Below are 15,983 nucleotides of genomic sequence, written 5' to 3'. Positions count from 1 at the left end.
ATATTTAACAGAAAAAGTCAATAAATTTAACTTCAGCATTTTGGTTATTGTTACTATATGATGTAGACACAAGATAAATTTCACTTATTTACAGAGGTTACACAGAAATCTCAGTGAAGATGACACTTTGCTATGTCAACGGACGGCTGACAATCAAAGTGCGGGATTCTCGAAATCACATCGCAACATGCGAAAGTCTCACTGGACCTACTTATCCACCTTTTTTAAACGTACAATTACATCTCTAATAATGTAAAACAAGGTGCGATATGAATCGCACCTTGTTTTACTAATAATTTGATGTTATTACTTTGCAACCTTACTGTTGTCCACAAGGAAATCAATTGCCGCTCTAATTTTTAAGTCGTTTTTAATTGTTTCATTGCTTCCACCTAGCATTTGTACTAATTGATCAGCTTCAACGCCATACATAGATGCCATTTTTTCAAGCTCTGCATTTACATCTTCATCAGATGCTTCAATGTTTTCAGCTTTCACGATTGCTTCTAGTGTAAGATTTGTTTTAACACGTTTTGCTGCATCTTCTTTCATTTGCTCTTTTAATGCATCTTTATCTTGTCCAGAGAATTGAGCGTACATTTCAAGTGTCATACCTTGCATTTGTAATTGCTGTTCAAATTCTCTCAGCATTTGATCAAGTTCTGTCTCAACCATTGCATCTGGAATATCAACTTCCGTATTATCTGATGCTTGCCCGATTAAAGCTTCGCGTTTTTTATTATCTGCATCCTGTTTTCTTTGTGATTCAAGCTCTTCACGTTTTTTCTTTTTCAATTCATCAAGTGTTTCCACTTCGTCATCAACATCTTTAGCGAACTCATCATCAAGTTCTGGAAGTTCTTTTGATTTTATTTCATGGATCTTAACTTTAAATACAGCATCTTTACCAGCTAAGTTTTCTGCATGGTATTCTTCAGGGAAAGTAATTTCGATTTCTGTTTCTTCTCCTGCTTCTTTACCAATTAATTTTTCTTCAAATCCTGGAATAAATGAACCTGAACCAATTTCTAGTGAATGATTTTCACCTTTACCGCCTTCGAATGCTTCACCATCTAAGAATCCTTCAAAGTCGATAACTGCTGTATCGCCATCTTCTACTTTTCCATCTTCTTTCACAACAAGTTCAGCGTGACGCTCACGGATCGTATTAATTTCGTTTTCAACATCTTCATCTGTAACTTCTACAGACTCTTCTTCTACTTCAAGTCCTTTATAGTCACCTAACGTAACTTCTGGTTTCACTTCAACAATCGCAGTGAATACCAAATCTTTACCTTTTTCGATTTGCTCAATGTCTACTTCTGGTTGTGCAATTGGGAAAATATCTGTTTCGTCAATTGCTTTTGAATATGCCTCAGGTAATACGATATCTACCGCATCCTGATAAAGTGACTCTACACCAAAACGTTTTTCAAACATTCCGCGTGGAATTTTCCCTTTACGGAAACCAGGAATTTGTACATCCTTAGATACTTTTTTAAACGCTTTGTCCAATGCTAGATTAAATTCCTCAGCAGGTACTTCAAACGTTAACTGTCCTTTGTTACCTTCTTGTTTTTCCCATTTTGCTGTCATTCAAAATCCCTCCAAAATCTATTGTATCAATCAATTTTCATAATCTAATGTGTGAATGATAGTTATATTCGAATTTGCAACCATCTCATTATAACATAATTCGTACGGCTTTCAAGCATTTACTGCTTCGTTAATCTATTCTTCGATTATACTTAAGTATAAAGAATCACACATACTAATCTCTTTCATAATTCGTGCTATTGCTTCTGATACTTCTTCGTCACTATTTGTAGGTATATGTAAATACTGCTTTCCTATTTTCTTAATCGCTTCTGCAATTTCGTCAACTTCTTCAAAGGGCGGCATAAACGGGTAAATAACATAAACATAGCGGTAGAGAAGCTGCTTCAATAATTGAAAAAGTGTCGGGTTTTCCTGCTCCATATCCCGTAAAATAAATAGGATTTTGTTATAGATGTCATTGTCCTTCATGTCTTCTAAATCAAAAGGTACTATACCCATGCTTAAACTAAATTTATGTATTTCTATTTCGTCAGATACATTATTTTCCTTCAACCATATTAGAAGAGACGTTTTAATTACAGGATGAACATGTTCATTTGTTAAAAGTAATGAAACATCCCGATCAGGCTGCACTTTCATAGTCCGCATTCGATCTACAATACGCCATTGTTCTAAATAATTATCCTGATTAATAGCTTCATACAATTCTTCTATGATAGATCCTTTATTCTCTACTGCTAAATCCATTTTCATTTTTTCACTCATATCGTACAACTGCCTAAATTGCTCCTCAAGCAAGTCAGGAATCTCGCCACTCTCAAATTCATATTCTACCTGCTCCATTAACAAATCATATTGATTCGTCTGAAAAAGGATCGTTAAGTAAATATGTACATAGTGATAATAATCTTCATTCCTGAATTGAAGCAATTCTTCGCATAGATCTTGTGCTTCCGCTGTTCGACCTAGCTCCATTAGACAAATTAGCTTTCCGATTAGAATTTCGTGATTATCGATATGGTAGCTTAACAGGAGATTTAGCTTACTTAAAGCCTCTTCATAGCGTTTCTCTTGTAAAGCAAATAAACTTTCTTCCTCAAGTCTTTTCTGAAGCTTCGGAAAGAGTATTACATTTTCTGATCTCGAACTCATTGATTCACCTCTTTTCTCTATAGTATATAGTATATGAATTTCTTTAATTTGTATAAATACCCAAACTGAAAGAAATTAAACACAACAATATAGAAAGAGAAACCTAATTGCAATGATAGGTTTCTCTTTAGCAGCATTTTAATTAAGCAATAAAACTCTAGACGCCCAATTGTAAGCGCTACTATTATACTCGATTTTTAAAAAATCAGCTCCGAAGCTTAATAATTTTACTCATTTAAGTATAAATGAATATGTGAATGATTGCAATTTTCAAAGAAAAGGTTTGAGGTGGAATAACCATTGTTGTTCTATAGAAGCTCGTCGAACAGCGCGTATTGTGAAAGAGGGATCGTTATTAAAATCGATTCGTACTTTTTGAACCTATAGACACTATAGATTTAGTCCATCTTCAAATTCCTCAACTCTTATCTTTACTTATATTATATCATACGGAAAAAATTCAGAAAAAGTATATACGTACGAAGTAGCACTTTTTGAATAAATTTTAGTAAAAGTCCCCCGCCGAGTTTGGCGAGGGTTCGATCAAATACATTAAGAGATGTGGGGGGTGACTGTTTTGCTCTATACAATATCCAAATGTGAAGAAAGTATGGTCTAACGTTTATAACGATAGGATTCTAAAATCCTCCACATCTTCGAGAACGTCTACGGCTATTGCGCCTGCATCCATCTCGTCTATCACGGTCCCTGTCACGGTTCCGATCACGATCTCCCCTCAATTCTCGGCATTCGCAAACAAATCTTGAGCGATTACGGTCACGATCTCTGCGACCTCTTACATCTCCGAAAAAGAAATTATCGAAAAAACACATACTTTTCCCTCCCTCATAACGTATAAATCGGCCGGCCATACTAATAATATATTGCTGTATGGAGTTGTTTGATTGTACAAACCGTCTGGTATAAATGAACATTTTACTGGGTATGGGAGTTAAATTAATACGGGAACTATAAAACTAAATAAGGATTGGTGCGTATAATTCCAATTCAACGCACCAATCCTTCTATTCCATTTTATCCTCTAATGCGCAATCATTTCGTGCACGATACTAGCTCCATCCATATCTTTTGGATAGTAAGTGGGCCAGTTTTCTACTTCATCTAATAATGCTTCACGATCATTTCCCCAATACAGATGATAGTGTCCAGCATCTGTAGGATAAATATTATGATCACTGAATTGGATGAATTGAGGGAGCTCATCACTATCTTCTGCTAATTTAAAAATATATCGAACCCCTCTATTTCCTGCTTCATATGTTAAAATCTCATAACCATCGTAAGCATATTCACCTGTTAACTCTTTGTCACTTTTTAAGAATGTTACAGTATCCTCTTCTATGATGATACGATCAACATCTGTTTCGTATCCTTGTGCGTAATATTGCTTATATTCTTCAGCAGTTCTATCTCCATTATGTTCTGATTTATAAGTAAACACTTCATCTAATGTACCATCTTTTAGATATGGATATACAGATTGCCAGTCTCCTTCCCAATCAGAGAGTTCTCGATCTTTAACTTGGCTGTCTTCAAAATAGCCATTGTAGATTTGTTCATCATGTGGATGATGACCATGACTACCATGGTCATCAATGACAATTTCTATCGGTACTGATTGTACATAGGCTTCATGTTCATCATTATATAGAACTGCCTTTATCTGCTGACCATTACGATTTGCCTCGCCTTTAAAACTGCTGCCTTTTTGTTCTGTGATAAGATTCCATTCAGCATCCTGATTATCTCTTATGTACCAGTGCCAATGATCAGACTCGCTTTCTTCTTCATATACAGCTGTTAATTCAACAATATCACCTGTATGATAATGATCTGCTCCCCCCTGGACGTCAACATCCTCGGCTACTTGATGATCGTTACTGCTGTTATGATCATGCAATGCACTTGAGGATGTATCCATATGCCCTTCTGCAACTCCTTCTTGCGGTTCAGCTTCCTGACAACCAACCAATACTAGTAGACTGAGTGTTAGTATACCTAACCCTTTTGAAAATGAAGTTCTCATTCCTAACACGCTCCTTTTCAACTTAACGTATTCGTAATCATTACTATTCGTAATGTTTACGATTTAGATTATACACAGTTCGATTGAGGTGCGTCAATATAAATATTTAAATATAATTGAAATATTTATTAGATAAGAAGATTGAATCTAGTAGATTCTCAGCAAAACGTTGAAGTTAATATTACTGATGATAGAGCATGAACAATGCTGCTTTTTAAGTTTTAGTATAGGAAAGTCGTAAATTATTTACGGGAGATATTAATTGATACCTAATCAGTAGCTTAAACTGTTCTCTATGCAATTTTTAAAATAAAAAAAGCCTTGTAAACAAATGTTTACAAGGCTTTTAAGAAGCGTCCCAGGCAGGATTCGAACCTGCGACCCACAGCTTAGAAGGCTGTTGCTCTATCCAGCTGAGCTACTGGGACAATTATGTTTTGGAGCGGGTGAAGGGAATCGAACCCTCATCATCAGCTTGGAAGGCTGAGGTTTTACCACTAAACTACACCCGCATCTTTTTTCTGTAAGTATGAATATGTTGTGAAAGTATGCACTACTTAACTGTATATGTAAAATAATATAGATTGTTCTCGCTGTTTTTAGCGGACAAGAATTATTATAGGCAGGAATCAATCTTTTGTCAACACTTTCCACCTAAAAATTTCAGGAAGTGTCTAGACACTTCCTGAAAATAATTTTATAATGATGCACTTTGTTTTAAATCTTCCACATGTTCCCCATCTAAATTATAAAAATGAATTGTTATATCAGAAGGGTCATCCCATTTCATAATGGCATACGTTTTTTCCATTCTATTTTTAGGTAATCGGACACTTCCTGGATTGATAAAAAGCTTATGATCAACTTGTTCTGCTCCAGCGATATGTGAATGACCAAAGCAAACTACTTGCGCTCTCTCTTCTTCCGCTCGGTACGATAAACGAATAAGGTTCATTTTCACATCATATAGATGTCCATGTGTAATATAAAAAGTTAAGCCATCAAGCTCAATTGTTTGTTCATCTGGGTACCGAACATCGAAATCGCAATTACCGCCCACTCGGTAAAATCCTTGCAGTTCCTCTGAATCAAATTCCAGCTCTGAGTCACCACAATGAATTAACCATTTCACATCGTGTCTTTCTTTTATAGCAACAACTTCATTTGTCAAACCATGGCTATCACTTAAAATTAATACTTCTGCCAAATCATCACCTCCAGTTTAAAGGCAAGCATATAAAACTACTTATAACGTATGTATCCATTTTTCCAACTGAATAATCGCATTTCTACGGTGACTGATTTGATTTTTCACTTCCGGATTCAATTCTGCCATTGTTACTTCATATCCATCTGGTATGAAAATCGGGTCATATCCGAAGCCATTTTCTCCCTTTTCCGAAAAGGTTATTTTGCCTTCACAATATCCGGTCCGGAAGGTTGTTGCTTCACCAGGAATAGCTACAGCTAACACACAAATAAACCGCGCAGTGCGTTTGTCTTCACTTACTTCTTTCAATTCTTCTAGAACTTTATTAATGTTTGCCTTGTCGTCTTTCGGCTCTCCAGCATATCTGGCAGAAAAAAGACCAGGACGCCCATCCAGTGCATCAATCATTAAACCCGAATCATCAGCAAGTACTGGTATGTCTAATAGTGTAGCAATTTGCTCCGCTTTTAAGGCAGCATTCTCCTCAAAAGTTGATCCCGTTTCCTCCACATCTGGGGTCGATTGGTCTAAATCAAGTAATGATAATGCTTCGATTGATTTCTTAGCAAAAAAATCCTTGAATTCTTTTGCTTTTCCTTGGTTTTTTGTCGCAATTATAATTTGTTTCATCATTGATCTCCTATTATTTTGCAGGATTTGTTTCTCCTATACGATCTGCTAAATTACCAATTAGTTCTTTCTGAACTTCAACGATTTGCTGGAGCCCTTCTTCAGCAAGTCCTAGCATCGCCTGTAACTGCTTATTTGAAAAAGTTGCTTCCTCTCCAGTTCCTTGGATCTCTACAAATTCACCAGAGCCAGTCATAACAATATTCATATCAACATGTGCTTGGAAATCTTCCTCATAATTTAAATCTAATATTTCCTTACCATCCGGTAAAACCCCTACAGAAATTGCTGCTAAGTAGTCACGTACTGGCATTTTTGAGATTGCTTTTGTTTCCAGAAGCTTTCCAAAAGCAAGCACAACTGCAATAAATGCTCCTGTAATCGATGCCGTCCGTGTACCTCCATCTGCTTGAATAACATCACAGTCTACCCATACTGTTCGTTCACCAATTTTATCTAAATCCACAACTGCACGTAACGCTCGACCAATTAATCGTTGGATTTCCATCGTTCTTCCGCTTACCTTCCCTTTTGAAGATTCACGAATATTACGTTGGGCAGTTGCTCGCGGCAGCATCGCATATTCTGCAGTAATCCATCCTTTACCTTGTCCTCGCATAAACGGAGGAACACGGTCTTCAATACTTGCATTACAAATCACCTTCGTATTTCCAACCTCTATTAAGACAGAACCCTCAGGATGACTAATATAGTTTTTCGTAATCTTTATTGGCCTTAAATTATTCACTTCTCGTTGATCATTTCTCATAAATATTCCTCCTCTTACAACAATAGCTTATCATATTTTTTGCAAAAGCAACACGCTGATACACTTAATATTACATACTCTTATTGAATCATAAAACATGTGTAAGCTTCAGCTTTTTGCATGCTGAATCTAAAAATCTCCCATCATTTAAGAAAGAGGCTTGCAAAAGTTGCAGCCTCTTTCGATTAAAGTTTCTCTGTTGGAGTAAATGCTTGCTTAGTTACTGGTTCCGTATACTCTTCACCATTTTCATTAACGAGCTGGTCCACATCTTCCACTTTCACATCAACTGCCTCGACGTTCTCCTGTTCTGTTAATGTCCTTACCAACGTTTCCATTACTTCATCAGCAATTACAGCTTGTTCCGAATCCTGTAAAATATCTTTGCTAAAAACAAGCTCGAGTATACCATCATTTAAATCAGGCGAATTTGTTAATAGTGTATCCGGGTTAAAAACATGAACAACATTTGTCTTATATCCTGGTCCATCAATAAGCGCTTGAACGATCGAGCTATATTCATTTTCCTCCGTTACTTCGATATGTTGTGTGACTGGTACGTAATAGCGATTCTCGCCATGTTCTGAAGGATAGTACATTGTAACAGCTCTGCTTTCAAGTAAATCTAATGTGTCTGTGTCTGCAATGTTAATACCATTTGTCCGCGAATATCCTTCACCAATTGGCGTACCGTTTACTGGCATTTCTGTTTGTGGATGTCCGTTTATCCAAAGCTTCACTTTTGATACATTTTCAAATTGTGTCAATGTGTGGGTAATTGATTCTAATATTTTCAGCTCATCCGCTGCCTCATATGCCTTAAATTCTTCTGATACATCTACAATCATTGTGCCATCTTCTTGAAGATTTATCCCCAGCACCTCTGTTCCCTCAGGTAACACAGCTTGAAAACCATTCGGTAACATCTCGGTCACGGGACCACCTTTAACAAGGTATTCAACCACCTGGGTAGCAACTTGTTTTGTGTTTGGCAATTCAATTGTTTGAGGTGCCACCATTCCATTTGCATCAATTAAAAATAATTGTCTTGCAACTGTTTCTTCCGGATCGACTTCTCCTTCAGCATTTTCTTCATTCATAACGTCTTCCTCAGATATATTTTCCAAATTATCAACTGCCTCAGCATTCGGAGGTGGGTCCATCTCTTCCATCGATTGTTCTCCCTGAAAACAGCCAGATAGAATCACCGAAATACTAATCGTACCAATCAAAAGCTTTGCTCGCTTATGCATGCCATTACCTCCTACGATGGTTTGTACTATTATATATACGAGCCCTCAACGAAAATAGACCAATCAATAACAGAAAAAATATATTCGGGTAGATGACAAATCGCATTCTACACAAATGAAAATATGATATTTTCTTCTTCAAAAAAAAATCAGGCTCTGATTTTTTCAGAATACCTGATTTTTACTAAGGTTCGCTTTTTTGATTGTAAGCATTTGGAAGTTTGAATCCTTAAAAATACTTTTCGAAATTTCGATAAAAATTTCCAAGTCACCAGTTGCATAAAATTGATGAACAGGTGATTGTTCATCTTTATTCAACAAATGATGAACATCTAAAATGGTACTTGTTTCTCTAGCAGTCTCTTCACTTGAAGAAATAACGGTTACATGATTTCCAATCACTTCTTGTATCGTATTTTTTAATAGTGGGTAATGGGTACACCCTAAAATCAATACATCCATTTCTTTACCATGTTTTAGTGGAACCAGCGATTCTTCCACCACTTCTCTTGCCTGGTTCCCTGCAAGAACTCCTTTTTCTACCATCGGGACAAATAAAGGGCAGGCTAGTGCAGTTACATGAATATCAGATTTAATTTTCTTTAAAGCTAGCTCATATGCACCACTTTTTACAGTGCCTTCCGTTCCGATAATCCCGACTTGATTATTTTCTGTAAATTTAATTGCTGCCCTTGCACCAGGCTTAATCACACCAATAACAGGAATATCCAATTTTTCCTTAAGATCTTTCAATGTAAATGCCGTTGCTGTATTACATGCAATTACCAGCATTTTAATATTTTTTGTTAATAAAAATTCTACCATTTCCCAAGTGAATTGCTTTACTTCCTTTTCAGACCTTGGCCCATATGGGCATCTTGCCGTATCCCCTAAATAAATTAACTTCTCCTTTGGCAGCTGACGCATGAGTTCATGAACTACTGTTAAGCCACCAACTCCGGAGTCGATTACACCAATTGCTCTATCCAAAATTGTTTCTCCTCTTTGTTGTTATTTCTCATTCACTATTTTCATTTCCTGATAGAGGAAATCTAACAATTGATTTAGTGAATGTTTCTCATCTTCGCTGAATTTATTGAGAACTTTGCCTAAATAATCCTGCCTTTCCAGAATTACTTCACGAATAATTGTTTTCCCTTTTTCTAATAAATGTATTCGAACTACCCTTCTATCGTTAGTATCACGTACCCTTTCAACAAGTTCATTTTTCTCCATGCGATCAACCAAATCTGTCGTTGTACTAAAGGCTAGACTAATCTTGTTGGATAGCTCTCCAATCGTTAAATCACCTTCTTCTAACAGCCATTGCAAAGCAACGAATTGTGGTGATGTGATTGGATAATTATTTAAGATTTTTCGACCATTCTGTTTGATCATTCCAGATATATAACGGAGCTGCTTCTCCATTTTTTTTATCGATTCAGCTGGTTCTAATACTTCTTTTTCCAAAGTTTTACCCCCTAGATTTTTCCTTAACGAATAGTTTATCACATGATGTCCCTAAATAAGGGATATATTCTTTGCATAGTATATTCAAAACAAAATAATTTTGCCTATCATAGGAAAATCCCTACTTGTCCAAGAAACCGTCAGTTAATCAAAAAAACACTTTTTATGGATTACTTTATTATATATTAAACGATATCCGCTAAATTGGGAACTAATCATTACTTTTTCAATAAAAAAGCATATATATGGTAACGTTATCTTTTTTCGCCTTTAATTGTTTAAAACCGGTCATTATATTTTAATTCGATATTTCCATTAAATGTACGCACCGATTCTGACGGTCTTCATAAGCTATTATTGACTAAATAATTTCCCTTCATAACTGTAGCTCTATAGAGCAAGGAGGGGGTAACATTTGAAGGACAACGAGTATAAACCGAAGCAATTACTGACCAAACGCGAAAAAGAAGTGTTTGAACTATTAGTGCAGGATAAGACAACAAAAGAAATAGCACAAGAATTGTTTATTTCCGAAAAAACTGTCCGGAACCATATTTCAAATGCTATGCAGAAACTGGGAGTTAAGGGGCGGTCTCAAGCCGTAGTTGAACTTCTTCGCATGGGGGAATTAAAGCTTTGAAAAAATCGACTTCCCTTTTACAGGGGAGTCGATTTTGTTTGGCAAATAAGAAAGAAAACTTACTTATTTGCATAAGCGCAATTAGGACATTCACCTAAAAGCTTTTTCATTTCGTCAGGCATTGGAGTGGGACGACCTTTCTGCGGATTAATGTAAACGATTCGTCCTCGTCCAGTTAGAGCAATTTCTTCGTTGTCTTTTACAGCCATGTAATGTACATCGAACGAAGTATTACCAATCGTTGCTACTTTTACATACATTTTAAGACGCTCATCGAAGTACATTTGCTGCAAGTAATCACATTGCAAATCTGCTACTATAATTGCCTCTTCTTCGCTCTTGAGATTGTTAAAAATACCCAGCGAATTAAGATAGTCGACTCGCGCTTCTTCAAAATAAATGAATGCTGAAACATTATTTACATGTCCATACATATCCGTTTCTGAAAAACGTACTTTTATAGGTGTAAAAAAGCTAAATTCAGAACGCCATTGATCCATATTATCAATATAATTAACCGATTTCATACGATCCCCTCCAAGCTGGTTACTATCAAAATTCTATATACACATAAGTAGAATAAACAAGATTGAGTAGGTAGTTACTTAACTTACACATATTTTTAGTTACAAATTGATATAAACTATGGATTAGTGTATTTAAATGGATTGTGCGTCTACCCGCTCCGGAAATATAATTCCCGCATCCAAAGGGGAGCTGGTGAGCCTCCTTGTGCTGCCGCACTGCGTAGTCTCACCGATGCTCTTCTTCCCACAGGAGTCTACGTATATTTCCTCCGCTAGTATATGCTCACCAATTATTACTTGTGGAATTAATAAAAACGATATCGATGCGCTACCAGTCCGGGTGAGCGCAGGGCGGTGACTCCTCATAATAAAAACCAATTTTATTCGTGCGATGTAAAAGCTGTCGAAGCATTCCTTGTCCTGTGTGGGAACAGCACGTGTCTGAAGTCTCGCAGGAAGTGGTTTTCTTCCGAAGAGGCTGAAGCCATGCCCACGGATAGCATCCGCCCGGAGCGATCCCGGACGGCGATTGTTCCACAGATTAAGCAAATAATCATTAGTTTGGAGTTTCTTTCAATTGCGCTGCAACATACACGTAAAAAAGTCTTGTCATCTAAATGTACCTAGAGTCAAATCCGCGTGGTTAAACAAATGACCCTCACCACCAATACGGAGAGGGTCATTTATAATCTATAAACCTAGTAATTAATGTGCGTTGTCACTTCCAAAGAAATTTTTGAACGCTTGAATGTTTGTCGCACGGTTCATTGCTGCAATAGATGTTGTTAATGGAATACCTTTTGGACAAACCTGTACACAGTTTTGTGAGTTTCCACAGCCGTCAATACCGCCATCCTCCATTAATCCATTCAAACGATCACTTTGATTCATTTCACCAGTTGGGTGCGCATTGAATAAGCGAGCTTGAGAGATTGCAGCAGGCCCAATGAAATTTGATTTGTCATTAACATTCGGGCAAGCCTCTAAGCAAACCCCACACGTCATACATTTAGAAAGCTCATAAGCCCATTGGCGTTTCTTTTCAGGCATTCTTGGTCCAGGACCTAAATCATGTGTACCATCAATTGGAATCCAAGCTTTTACTTGTTTTAGTGCATCAAACATCCGTTCCCGGTCAACAATCAAATCACGAATAACTGGGAATGTTGACATCGGCTCGAGACGAATCGGTTGTTCGAGCTGATCCACTAAAGCTGCACACGATTGCCTGGCCGTTCCATTGATAACCATGGAACATGCCCCGCAAACTTCTTCCAGACAGTTCATATCCCACATAACAGGCGTTGATTTTTCCCCTTTTGCGTTCACTGGATTTTGTCTTATCTCCATGAGTCCGGATATAACGTTCATATTTTTCCGGTAAGGTATTTCAAACGTTTCCTCATAAGGAGCAGAATCCGGGCCGTCTTGTCTAGTTATAATAAATGTAACTGTACTTTGTTCAGCCATTACTACTTACTCCCCCTTAGTGTTTTGTAGTGTAGTCACGTTTACGAGGTTTAATCAACGATACATCGACTTCCTCGTAGCTGAATTCCGGTGACTTGGTCTCTGCGTTAAATTCAGCAATTGTTGTTTTTAGCCATTCCTCATCATTACGTTCCGGAAATTCCGGCTTGTAGTGTGCACCACGACTCTCATTACGATTTAAAGCACCGATCGTAATAACACGAGCAAGATGAAGCATATGTTTCAACTGACGTGTAAACATAACGCCCTGGTTACTCCAACGAGATGTATCATTGATATTAATATTATTCCAGCGCTTGAGCAGCTCTTTTATTTTCTCGTCAGTTTTCTCGAGCTTCGCATTTTCCCGAACTACTGTTACATTATCTGTCATCAATTCACCGAGTTCCTTATGAATTTGATAAGCATTTTCTGTGCCTTCCATATTCATAAGCTCTTCAAAATTAGCTTTTTCTTCACTTTCATAGGAAGCATACATTTCTTCAGATAAATCATCGACATGGACATCAAGTTTATCAATATATTCGATTGACTTCGGTCCAGCAACCATTCCCCCGAAGATAGCAGACAAGAGGGAGTTTGCTCCAAGTCGGTTTCCACCGTGCTGTGAATAATCACATTCTCCTGCAGCGAATATTCCTGGAATACTTGTCATTTGATCATAGTCAACCCATAAACCACCCATAGAATAATGAACTGCTGGGAAGATTTTCATCGGTACTTTACGTGGATCCTCTCCAACAAACTTCTCATAGATTTCAATAATTCCGCCTAGTTTAATATCCAATTCTTTTGGATCCTTATGCGATAAATCCAAATAAACCATATTTTCGCCATTAATACCGAGTTTTTGGTTTACACATACATCAAATATTTCACGTGTTGCAATATCTCTTGGCACAAGGTTTCCATATGCTGGATATTTTTCTTCAAGGAAATACCATGGTTCACCATCTTTATATGTCCAAACTCGACCACCTTCACCACGGGCAGATTCACTCATCAAGCGAAGCTTATCATCACCAGGTATTGCAGTCGGATGAATTTGAATAAATTCACCATTTGCATATTTAGCTCCTTGTTGATATAAAATACTTGCTGCAGATCCTGTATTAATCATGGAATTTGTTGATTTACCAAAGATAATTCCTGGTCCCCCAGTAGCAAAAATCGTTGCATCCGACCGAAACGCTTTAATTTCATGTGTCTTAATATCCTGAGCAACTAGCCCTCTACTTACACCGTTCTCATCAAGTATTGCTTTTACGAACTCCCAGCCTTCGTATTTCGTTACAAGGCCTTCTACTTCAAAGCGACGAACTTGCTCATCAAGCGCATATAATAACTGCTGCCCTGTTGTTGCACCTGCATATGCTGTTCTGTGATGCTGTGTACCACCGAATCGTCTAAAATCTAGTAACCCCTCTGGTGTACGATTAAACATAACTCCCATACGATCGAGCATATGTATAATTCCAGGTGCTGCCTCACACATTGCTTTTACTGGTGGCTGGTTTGCTAGAAAATCCCCACCATAAATACTGTCGTCAAAGTGGATCATCGGAGAATCTCCTTCTCCCTTCGTATTAACAGCGCCATTAATACCACCTTGAGCACACACAGAGTGAGAGCGTTTAACAGGAACGATAGAAAATACATCTACTTTTACGCCTGCCTCGGCTGCTTTTATGGTAGCCATTAATCCAGCTAATCCACCGCCGACAACAGCGACTTTACGATTATTCATTTTGTTAGCTCACTCCTATTCTCTTTCTAGAGGTTGTTCTATTAAACTCCGTACGCAAATTGAATCAATGTTCTAACACCGAGATAGCTGATTGCAAAAAAGACAACAATTACTGCATATGTAGCAATCTTCTGCGATTTTGGTGACTGCGTAATGCCCCATGTAACCAAAAAGCTCCATAAACCATTAGCAAAGTGAAATACTGCGGAAACTACACCAATAACGTAGAACCAAAACATGAATGGATTTGTTAAAATCCCTTCCATCAAGCTGTAATCAAGGTCTACATTACCTAAGCCGATTTGCACTCGTGTTTCCCATACATGCCATGCAATGAAAACAAGTGTTACAATACCAGTGATTCGCTGTAGCCTAAACATCCAGTTACGGAAGAAGCCATAAGTTCTCGTATTGTTTCGTGCAACAAAAACAATATATACCCCTAAGATTGCGTGAAACAAAATTGGTAGATAAATGACAAATATCTCCAAAAGCAATACAAATGGAAGCCCTGCCATAAATCCTGCTGCCCGATTAAAACTCTCTTCTCCATACACAGCAAAATGATTGATTACTAAATGCTGAACCATAAAAAGGCCGATTGGAACAACACCTAATAACGAATGCAATCTTCTGTAAAAAAACTCACGATGCTCTGCCATGTTTACCCCCCTTAGTCTCGTTCAATAATATAAGATAATATGTAGCTATCCACAAAGTAATGAAGCGCTTTTATTTGAAAAAGGCAGACTTTATAAAATAGCACAAATTCGTAACACATTTATTGTACTTCTAACTACAAAAAGCGTCAAGAAAACTAGATTCTCAATTAGAATAGAATAGAAACCCAGACTTCTAGTTAAATAAGTTTACATACCCTTAATAAAACAAAGGAAAGATCCTTGTTTTTTTAATTGAGAATAAGAAAAAAATGAATGACATGACTTGTTTTTTTATCAATTTAAATAGATAATATGAGTAGTTCTTCTGATCGTACTTTATGTGAGAAAGGAAACTATTTTGGATTTGTTGGAAAGGATGAAAAGGATGTCAAACAAGCATCAACCATTAAATTTGTCACATCTTGAAGAATTAAACACACCAGGGGCTGGCTACGACATCCTAAGATATGTAAGCTTACCTGATTTACTTGGACAAGATACAGAACCAATACTATATTTTATGGGAAGAAATCTCGCACGTAAGTTTGAAATAACGACACTTGATGACATTGTATACTTGTTCGACAAGCTTGGCTGGGGAACATTGGATCTCATGAAACAAAATAAAAAAGTATTTGTATTCCACTTACTATCCGACTCCGTTGTTTTACGGTTAAATGCACCTTTCAATGTGGACTTTCGCTTTGAAGCTGGATTTTTGGCAGAAGCCATTCAACAAGTAGAAGGAATTGAGTGCGAATGTGTGGAAGAGATTAACAAACGTATTCACCAAATTGAATTTTCTGTTTTTATAACGAACTAGAC

Annotated in this window: 15 protein-coding genes and 2 tRNA genes; 2 read left to right on the top strand and 15 right to left on the bottom strand. The window is 37.1% G+C overall.

The annotated features are described in order from the left end of the window. Nucleotides 1-306 precede the first annotated feature (306 nt). The 11 genes from tig to MHH64_RS12480 all read right to left on the bottom strand — a co-directional run bounded on the left by tig (nucleotide 307) and on the right by MHH64_RS12480 (nucleotide 10,091). On the bottom strand, nucleotides 307-1,596 hold the full coding sequence (tig, locus tag MHH64_RS12530; RefSeq protein WP_095307220.1) for a trigger factor: 1,290 nt from the start codon (nucleotides 1,594-1,596) through the stop codon (nucleotides 307-309). Between the two features lie 135 nt (nucleotides 1,597-1,731). Beyond that, the gene (locus tag MHH64_RS12525; protein ID WP_340001857.1) at nucleotides 1,732-2,712 is read right to left on the bottom strand and encodes a tetratricopeptide repeat protein; all 981 of its coding nucleotides are present in this window, start codon (nucleotides 2,710-2,712) and stop codon (nucleotides 1,732-1,734) included. 1,042 nt (nucleotides 2,713-3,754) lie between these two features. Continuing rightward, a complete protein-coding gene (locus MHH64_RS12520) occupies nucleotides 3,755-4,759 on the bottom strand; it encodes a metal-binding protein ZinT (RefSeq protein WP_251661677.1) in 1,005 nt (334 codons plus the stop codon). A gap of 354 nt (nucleotides 4,760-5,113) precedes the next feature. Continuing rightward, nucleotides 5,114-5,187 (bottom strand) — tRNA-Arg (locus MHH64_RS12515). Between the two features lie 10 nt (nucleotides 5,188-5,197). Beyond that, nucleotides 5,198-5,271, bottom strand: a tRNA-Gly gene (locus MHH64_RS12510). Between the two features lie 185 nt (nucleotides 5,272-5,456). Beyond that, nucleotides 5,457-5,966, bottom strand: a complete 510-nt coding sequence (locus tag MHH64_RS12505; RefSeq protein ID WP_303447381.1) for a metallophosphoesterase — start codon at nucleotides 5,964-5,966, stop codon at nucleotides 5,457-5,459. Nucleotides 5,967-6,005: 39 nt separating this feature from the next. Next, nucleotides 6,006-6,599, bottom strand: coding sequence for an XTP/dITP diphosphatase (locus MHH64_RS12500; protein WP_095307225.1), 594 nt, complete (start codon nucleotides 6,597-6,599; stop codon nucleotides 6,006-6,008). Nucleotides 6,600-6,612: 13 nt separating this feature from the next. Further along, entirely contained in the window at nucleotides 6,613-7,368 is a 756-nt protein-coding gene (rph, locus tag MHH64_RS12495) for a ribonuclease PH (protein WP_095307229.1), read from the bottom strand. 185 nt (nucleotides 7,369-7,553) lie between these two features. After that, on the bottom strand, nucleotides 7,554-8,621 hold the full coding sequence (locus MHH64_RS12490) for a GerMN domain-containing protein (RefSeq protein WP_095307230.1): 1,068 nt from the start codon (nucleotides 8,619-8,621) through the stop codon (nucleotides 7,554-7,556). A gap of 165 nt (nucleotides 8,622-8,786) precedes the next feature. Then, complete coding sequence (racE, locus tag MHH64_RS12485; protein ID WP_095307232.1) at nucleotides 8,787-9,611, bottom strand: glutamate racemase; 825 nt, start codon at nucleotides 9,609-9,611, stop codon at nucleotides 8,787-8,789. Between the two features lie 21 nt (nucleotides 9,612-9,632). Further along, nucleotides 9,633-10,091, bottom strand: coding sequence for a MarR family transcriptional regulator (locus tag MHH64_RS12480; protein WP_095307233.1), 459 nt, complete (start codon nucleotides 10,089-10,091; stop codon nucleotides 9,633-9,635). Nucleotides 10,092-10,506: 415 nt separating this feature from the next. Here MHH64_RS12480 and MHH64_RS12475 point away from each other — a divergent pair, with 415 nt between their 5' ends. Next, on the top strand, nucleotides 10,507-10,731 hold the full coding sequence (locus tag MHH64_RS12475; RefSeq protein ID WP_010651078.1) for a response regulator transcription factor: 225 nt from the start codon (nucleotides 10,507-10,509) through the stop codon (nucleotides 10,729-10,731). Nucleotides 10,732-10,790: 59 nt separating this feature from the next. Here MHH64_RS12475 and MHH64_RS12470 read toward each other — a convergent pair whose 3' ends face one another. The 4 genes from MHH64_RS12470 to MHH64_RS12455 form a co-directional block, all read right to left on the bottom strand. Next, a complete protein-coding gene (locus MHH64_RS12470) occupies nucleotides 10,791-11,258 on the bottom strand; it encodes a thioesterase family protein (protein WP_251661408.1) in 468 nt (155 codons plus the stop codon). Nucleotides 11,259-11,963: 705 nt separating this feature from the next. Continuing rightward, entirely contained in the window at nucleotides 11,964-12,728 is a 765-nt protein-coding gene (sdhB, locus tag MHH64_RS12465; protein ID WP_095307236.1) for a succinate dehydrogenase iron-sulfur subunit, read from the bottom strand. 16 nt (nucleotides 12,729-12,744) lie between these two features. Continuing rightward, complete coding sequence (gene sdhA, locus MHH64_RS12460; protein WP_095307238.1) at nucleotides 12,745-14,496, bottom strand: succinate dehydrogenase flavoprotein subunit; 1,752 nt, start codon at nucleotides 14,494-14,496, stop codon at nucleotides 12,745-12,747. A gap of 41 nt (nucleotides 14,497-14,537) precedes the next feature. Then, nucleotides 14,538-15,158 (bottom strand): succinate dehydrogenase cytochrome b558 subunit, encoded by a 621-nt coding sequence (locus MHH64_RS12455; protein ID WP_095307239.1) that lies wholly within the window; start codon nucleotides 15,156-15,158, stop codon nucleotides 14,538-14,540. Nucleotides 15,159-15,543: 385 nt separating this feature from the next. Here MHH64_RS12455 and MHH64_RS12450 point away from each other — a divergent pair, with 385 nt between their 5' ends. Next, complete coding sequence (locus MHH64_RS12450; protein WP_095307241.1) at nucleotides 15,544-15,981, top strand: YslB family protein; 438 nt, start codon at nucleotides 15,544-15,546, stop codon at nucleotides 15,979-15,981. Nucleotides 15,982-15,983: the final 2 nt, after the last annotated feature.

This window comes from Oceanobacillus sp. FSL K6-0127 (genome assembly GCF_037983385.1).
In the GTDB taxonomy this organism is placed as follows: domain Bacteria; phylum Bacillota; class Bacilli; order Bacillales; family Amphibacillaceae; genus Oceanobacillus; species Oceanobacillus profundus.
The sequence above is the reverse complement of the archived record's forward strand: the minus strand, read 5'-3'. Positions and strand labels throughout refer to the sequence as shown.

Excerpts from the sequence above, each read along its gene's own strand:
- tig (WP_095307220.1), bottom strand. The coding sequence starts at position 1,596 with ATGACAGCAAAATGGGAAAAACAAGAAGGTAACAAAGGACAGTTAACG.
- MHH64_RS12525 (WP_340001857.1), bottom strand. The coding sequence starts at position 2,712 with ATGAGTTCGAGATCAGAAAATGTAATACTCTTTCCGAAGCTTCAGAAA.
- MHH64_RS12520 (WP_251661677.1), bottom strand. The coding sequence starts at position 4,759 with ATGAGAACTTCATTTTCAAAAGGGTTAGGTATACTAACACTCAGTCTA.
- MHH64_RS12500 (WP_095307225.1), bottom strand. The coding sequence starts at position 6,599 with ATGAAACAAATTATAATTGCGACAAAAAACCAAGGAAAAGCAAAAGAA.
- rph (WP_095307229.1), bottom strand. The coding sequence starts at position 7,368 with ATGAGAAATGATCAACGAGAAGTGAATAATTTAAGGCCAATAAAGATT.
- MHH64_RS12490 (WP_095307230.1), bottom strand. The coding sequence starts at position 8,621 with ATGCATAAGCGAGCAAAGCTTTTGATTGGTACGATTAGTATTTCGGTG.
- MHH64_RS12470 (WP_251661408.1), bottom strand. The coding sequence starts at position 11,258 with ATGAAATCGGTTAATTATATTGATAATATGGATCAATGGCGTTCTGAA.
- sdhB (WP_095307236.1), bottom strand. The coding sequence starts at position 12,728 with ATGGCTGAACAAAGTACAGTTACATTTATTATAACTAGACAAGACGGC.
- sdhA (WP_095307238.1), bottom strand. The coding sequence starts at position 14,496 with ATGAATAATCGTAAAGTCGCTGTTGTCGGCGGTGGATTAGCTGGATTA.
- MHH64_RS12455 (WP_095307239.1), bottom strand. The coding sequence starts at position 15,158 with ATGGCAGAGCATCGTGAGTTTTTTTACAGAAGATTGCATTCGTTATTA.
- MHH64_RS12450 (WP_095307241.1), top strand. The coding sequence starts at position 15,544 with ATGTCAAACAAGCATCAACCATTAAATTTGTCACATCTTGAAGAATTA.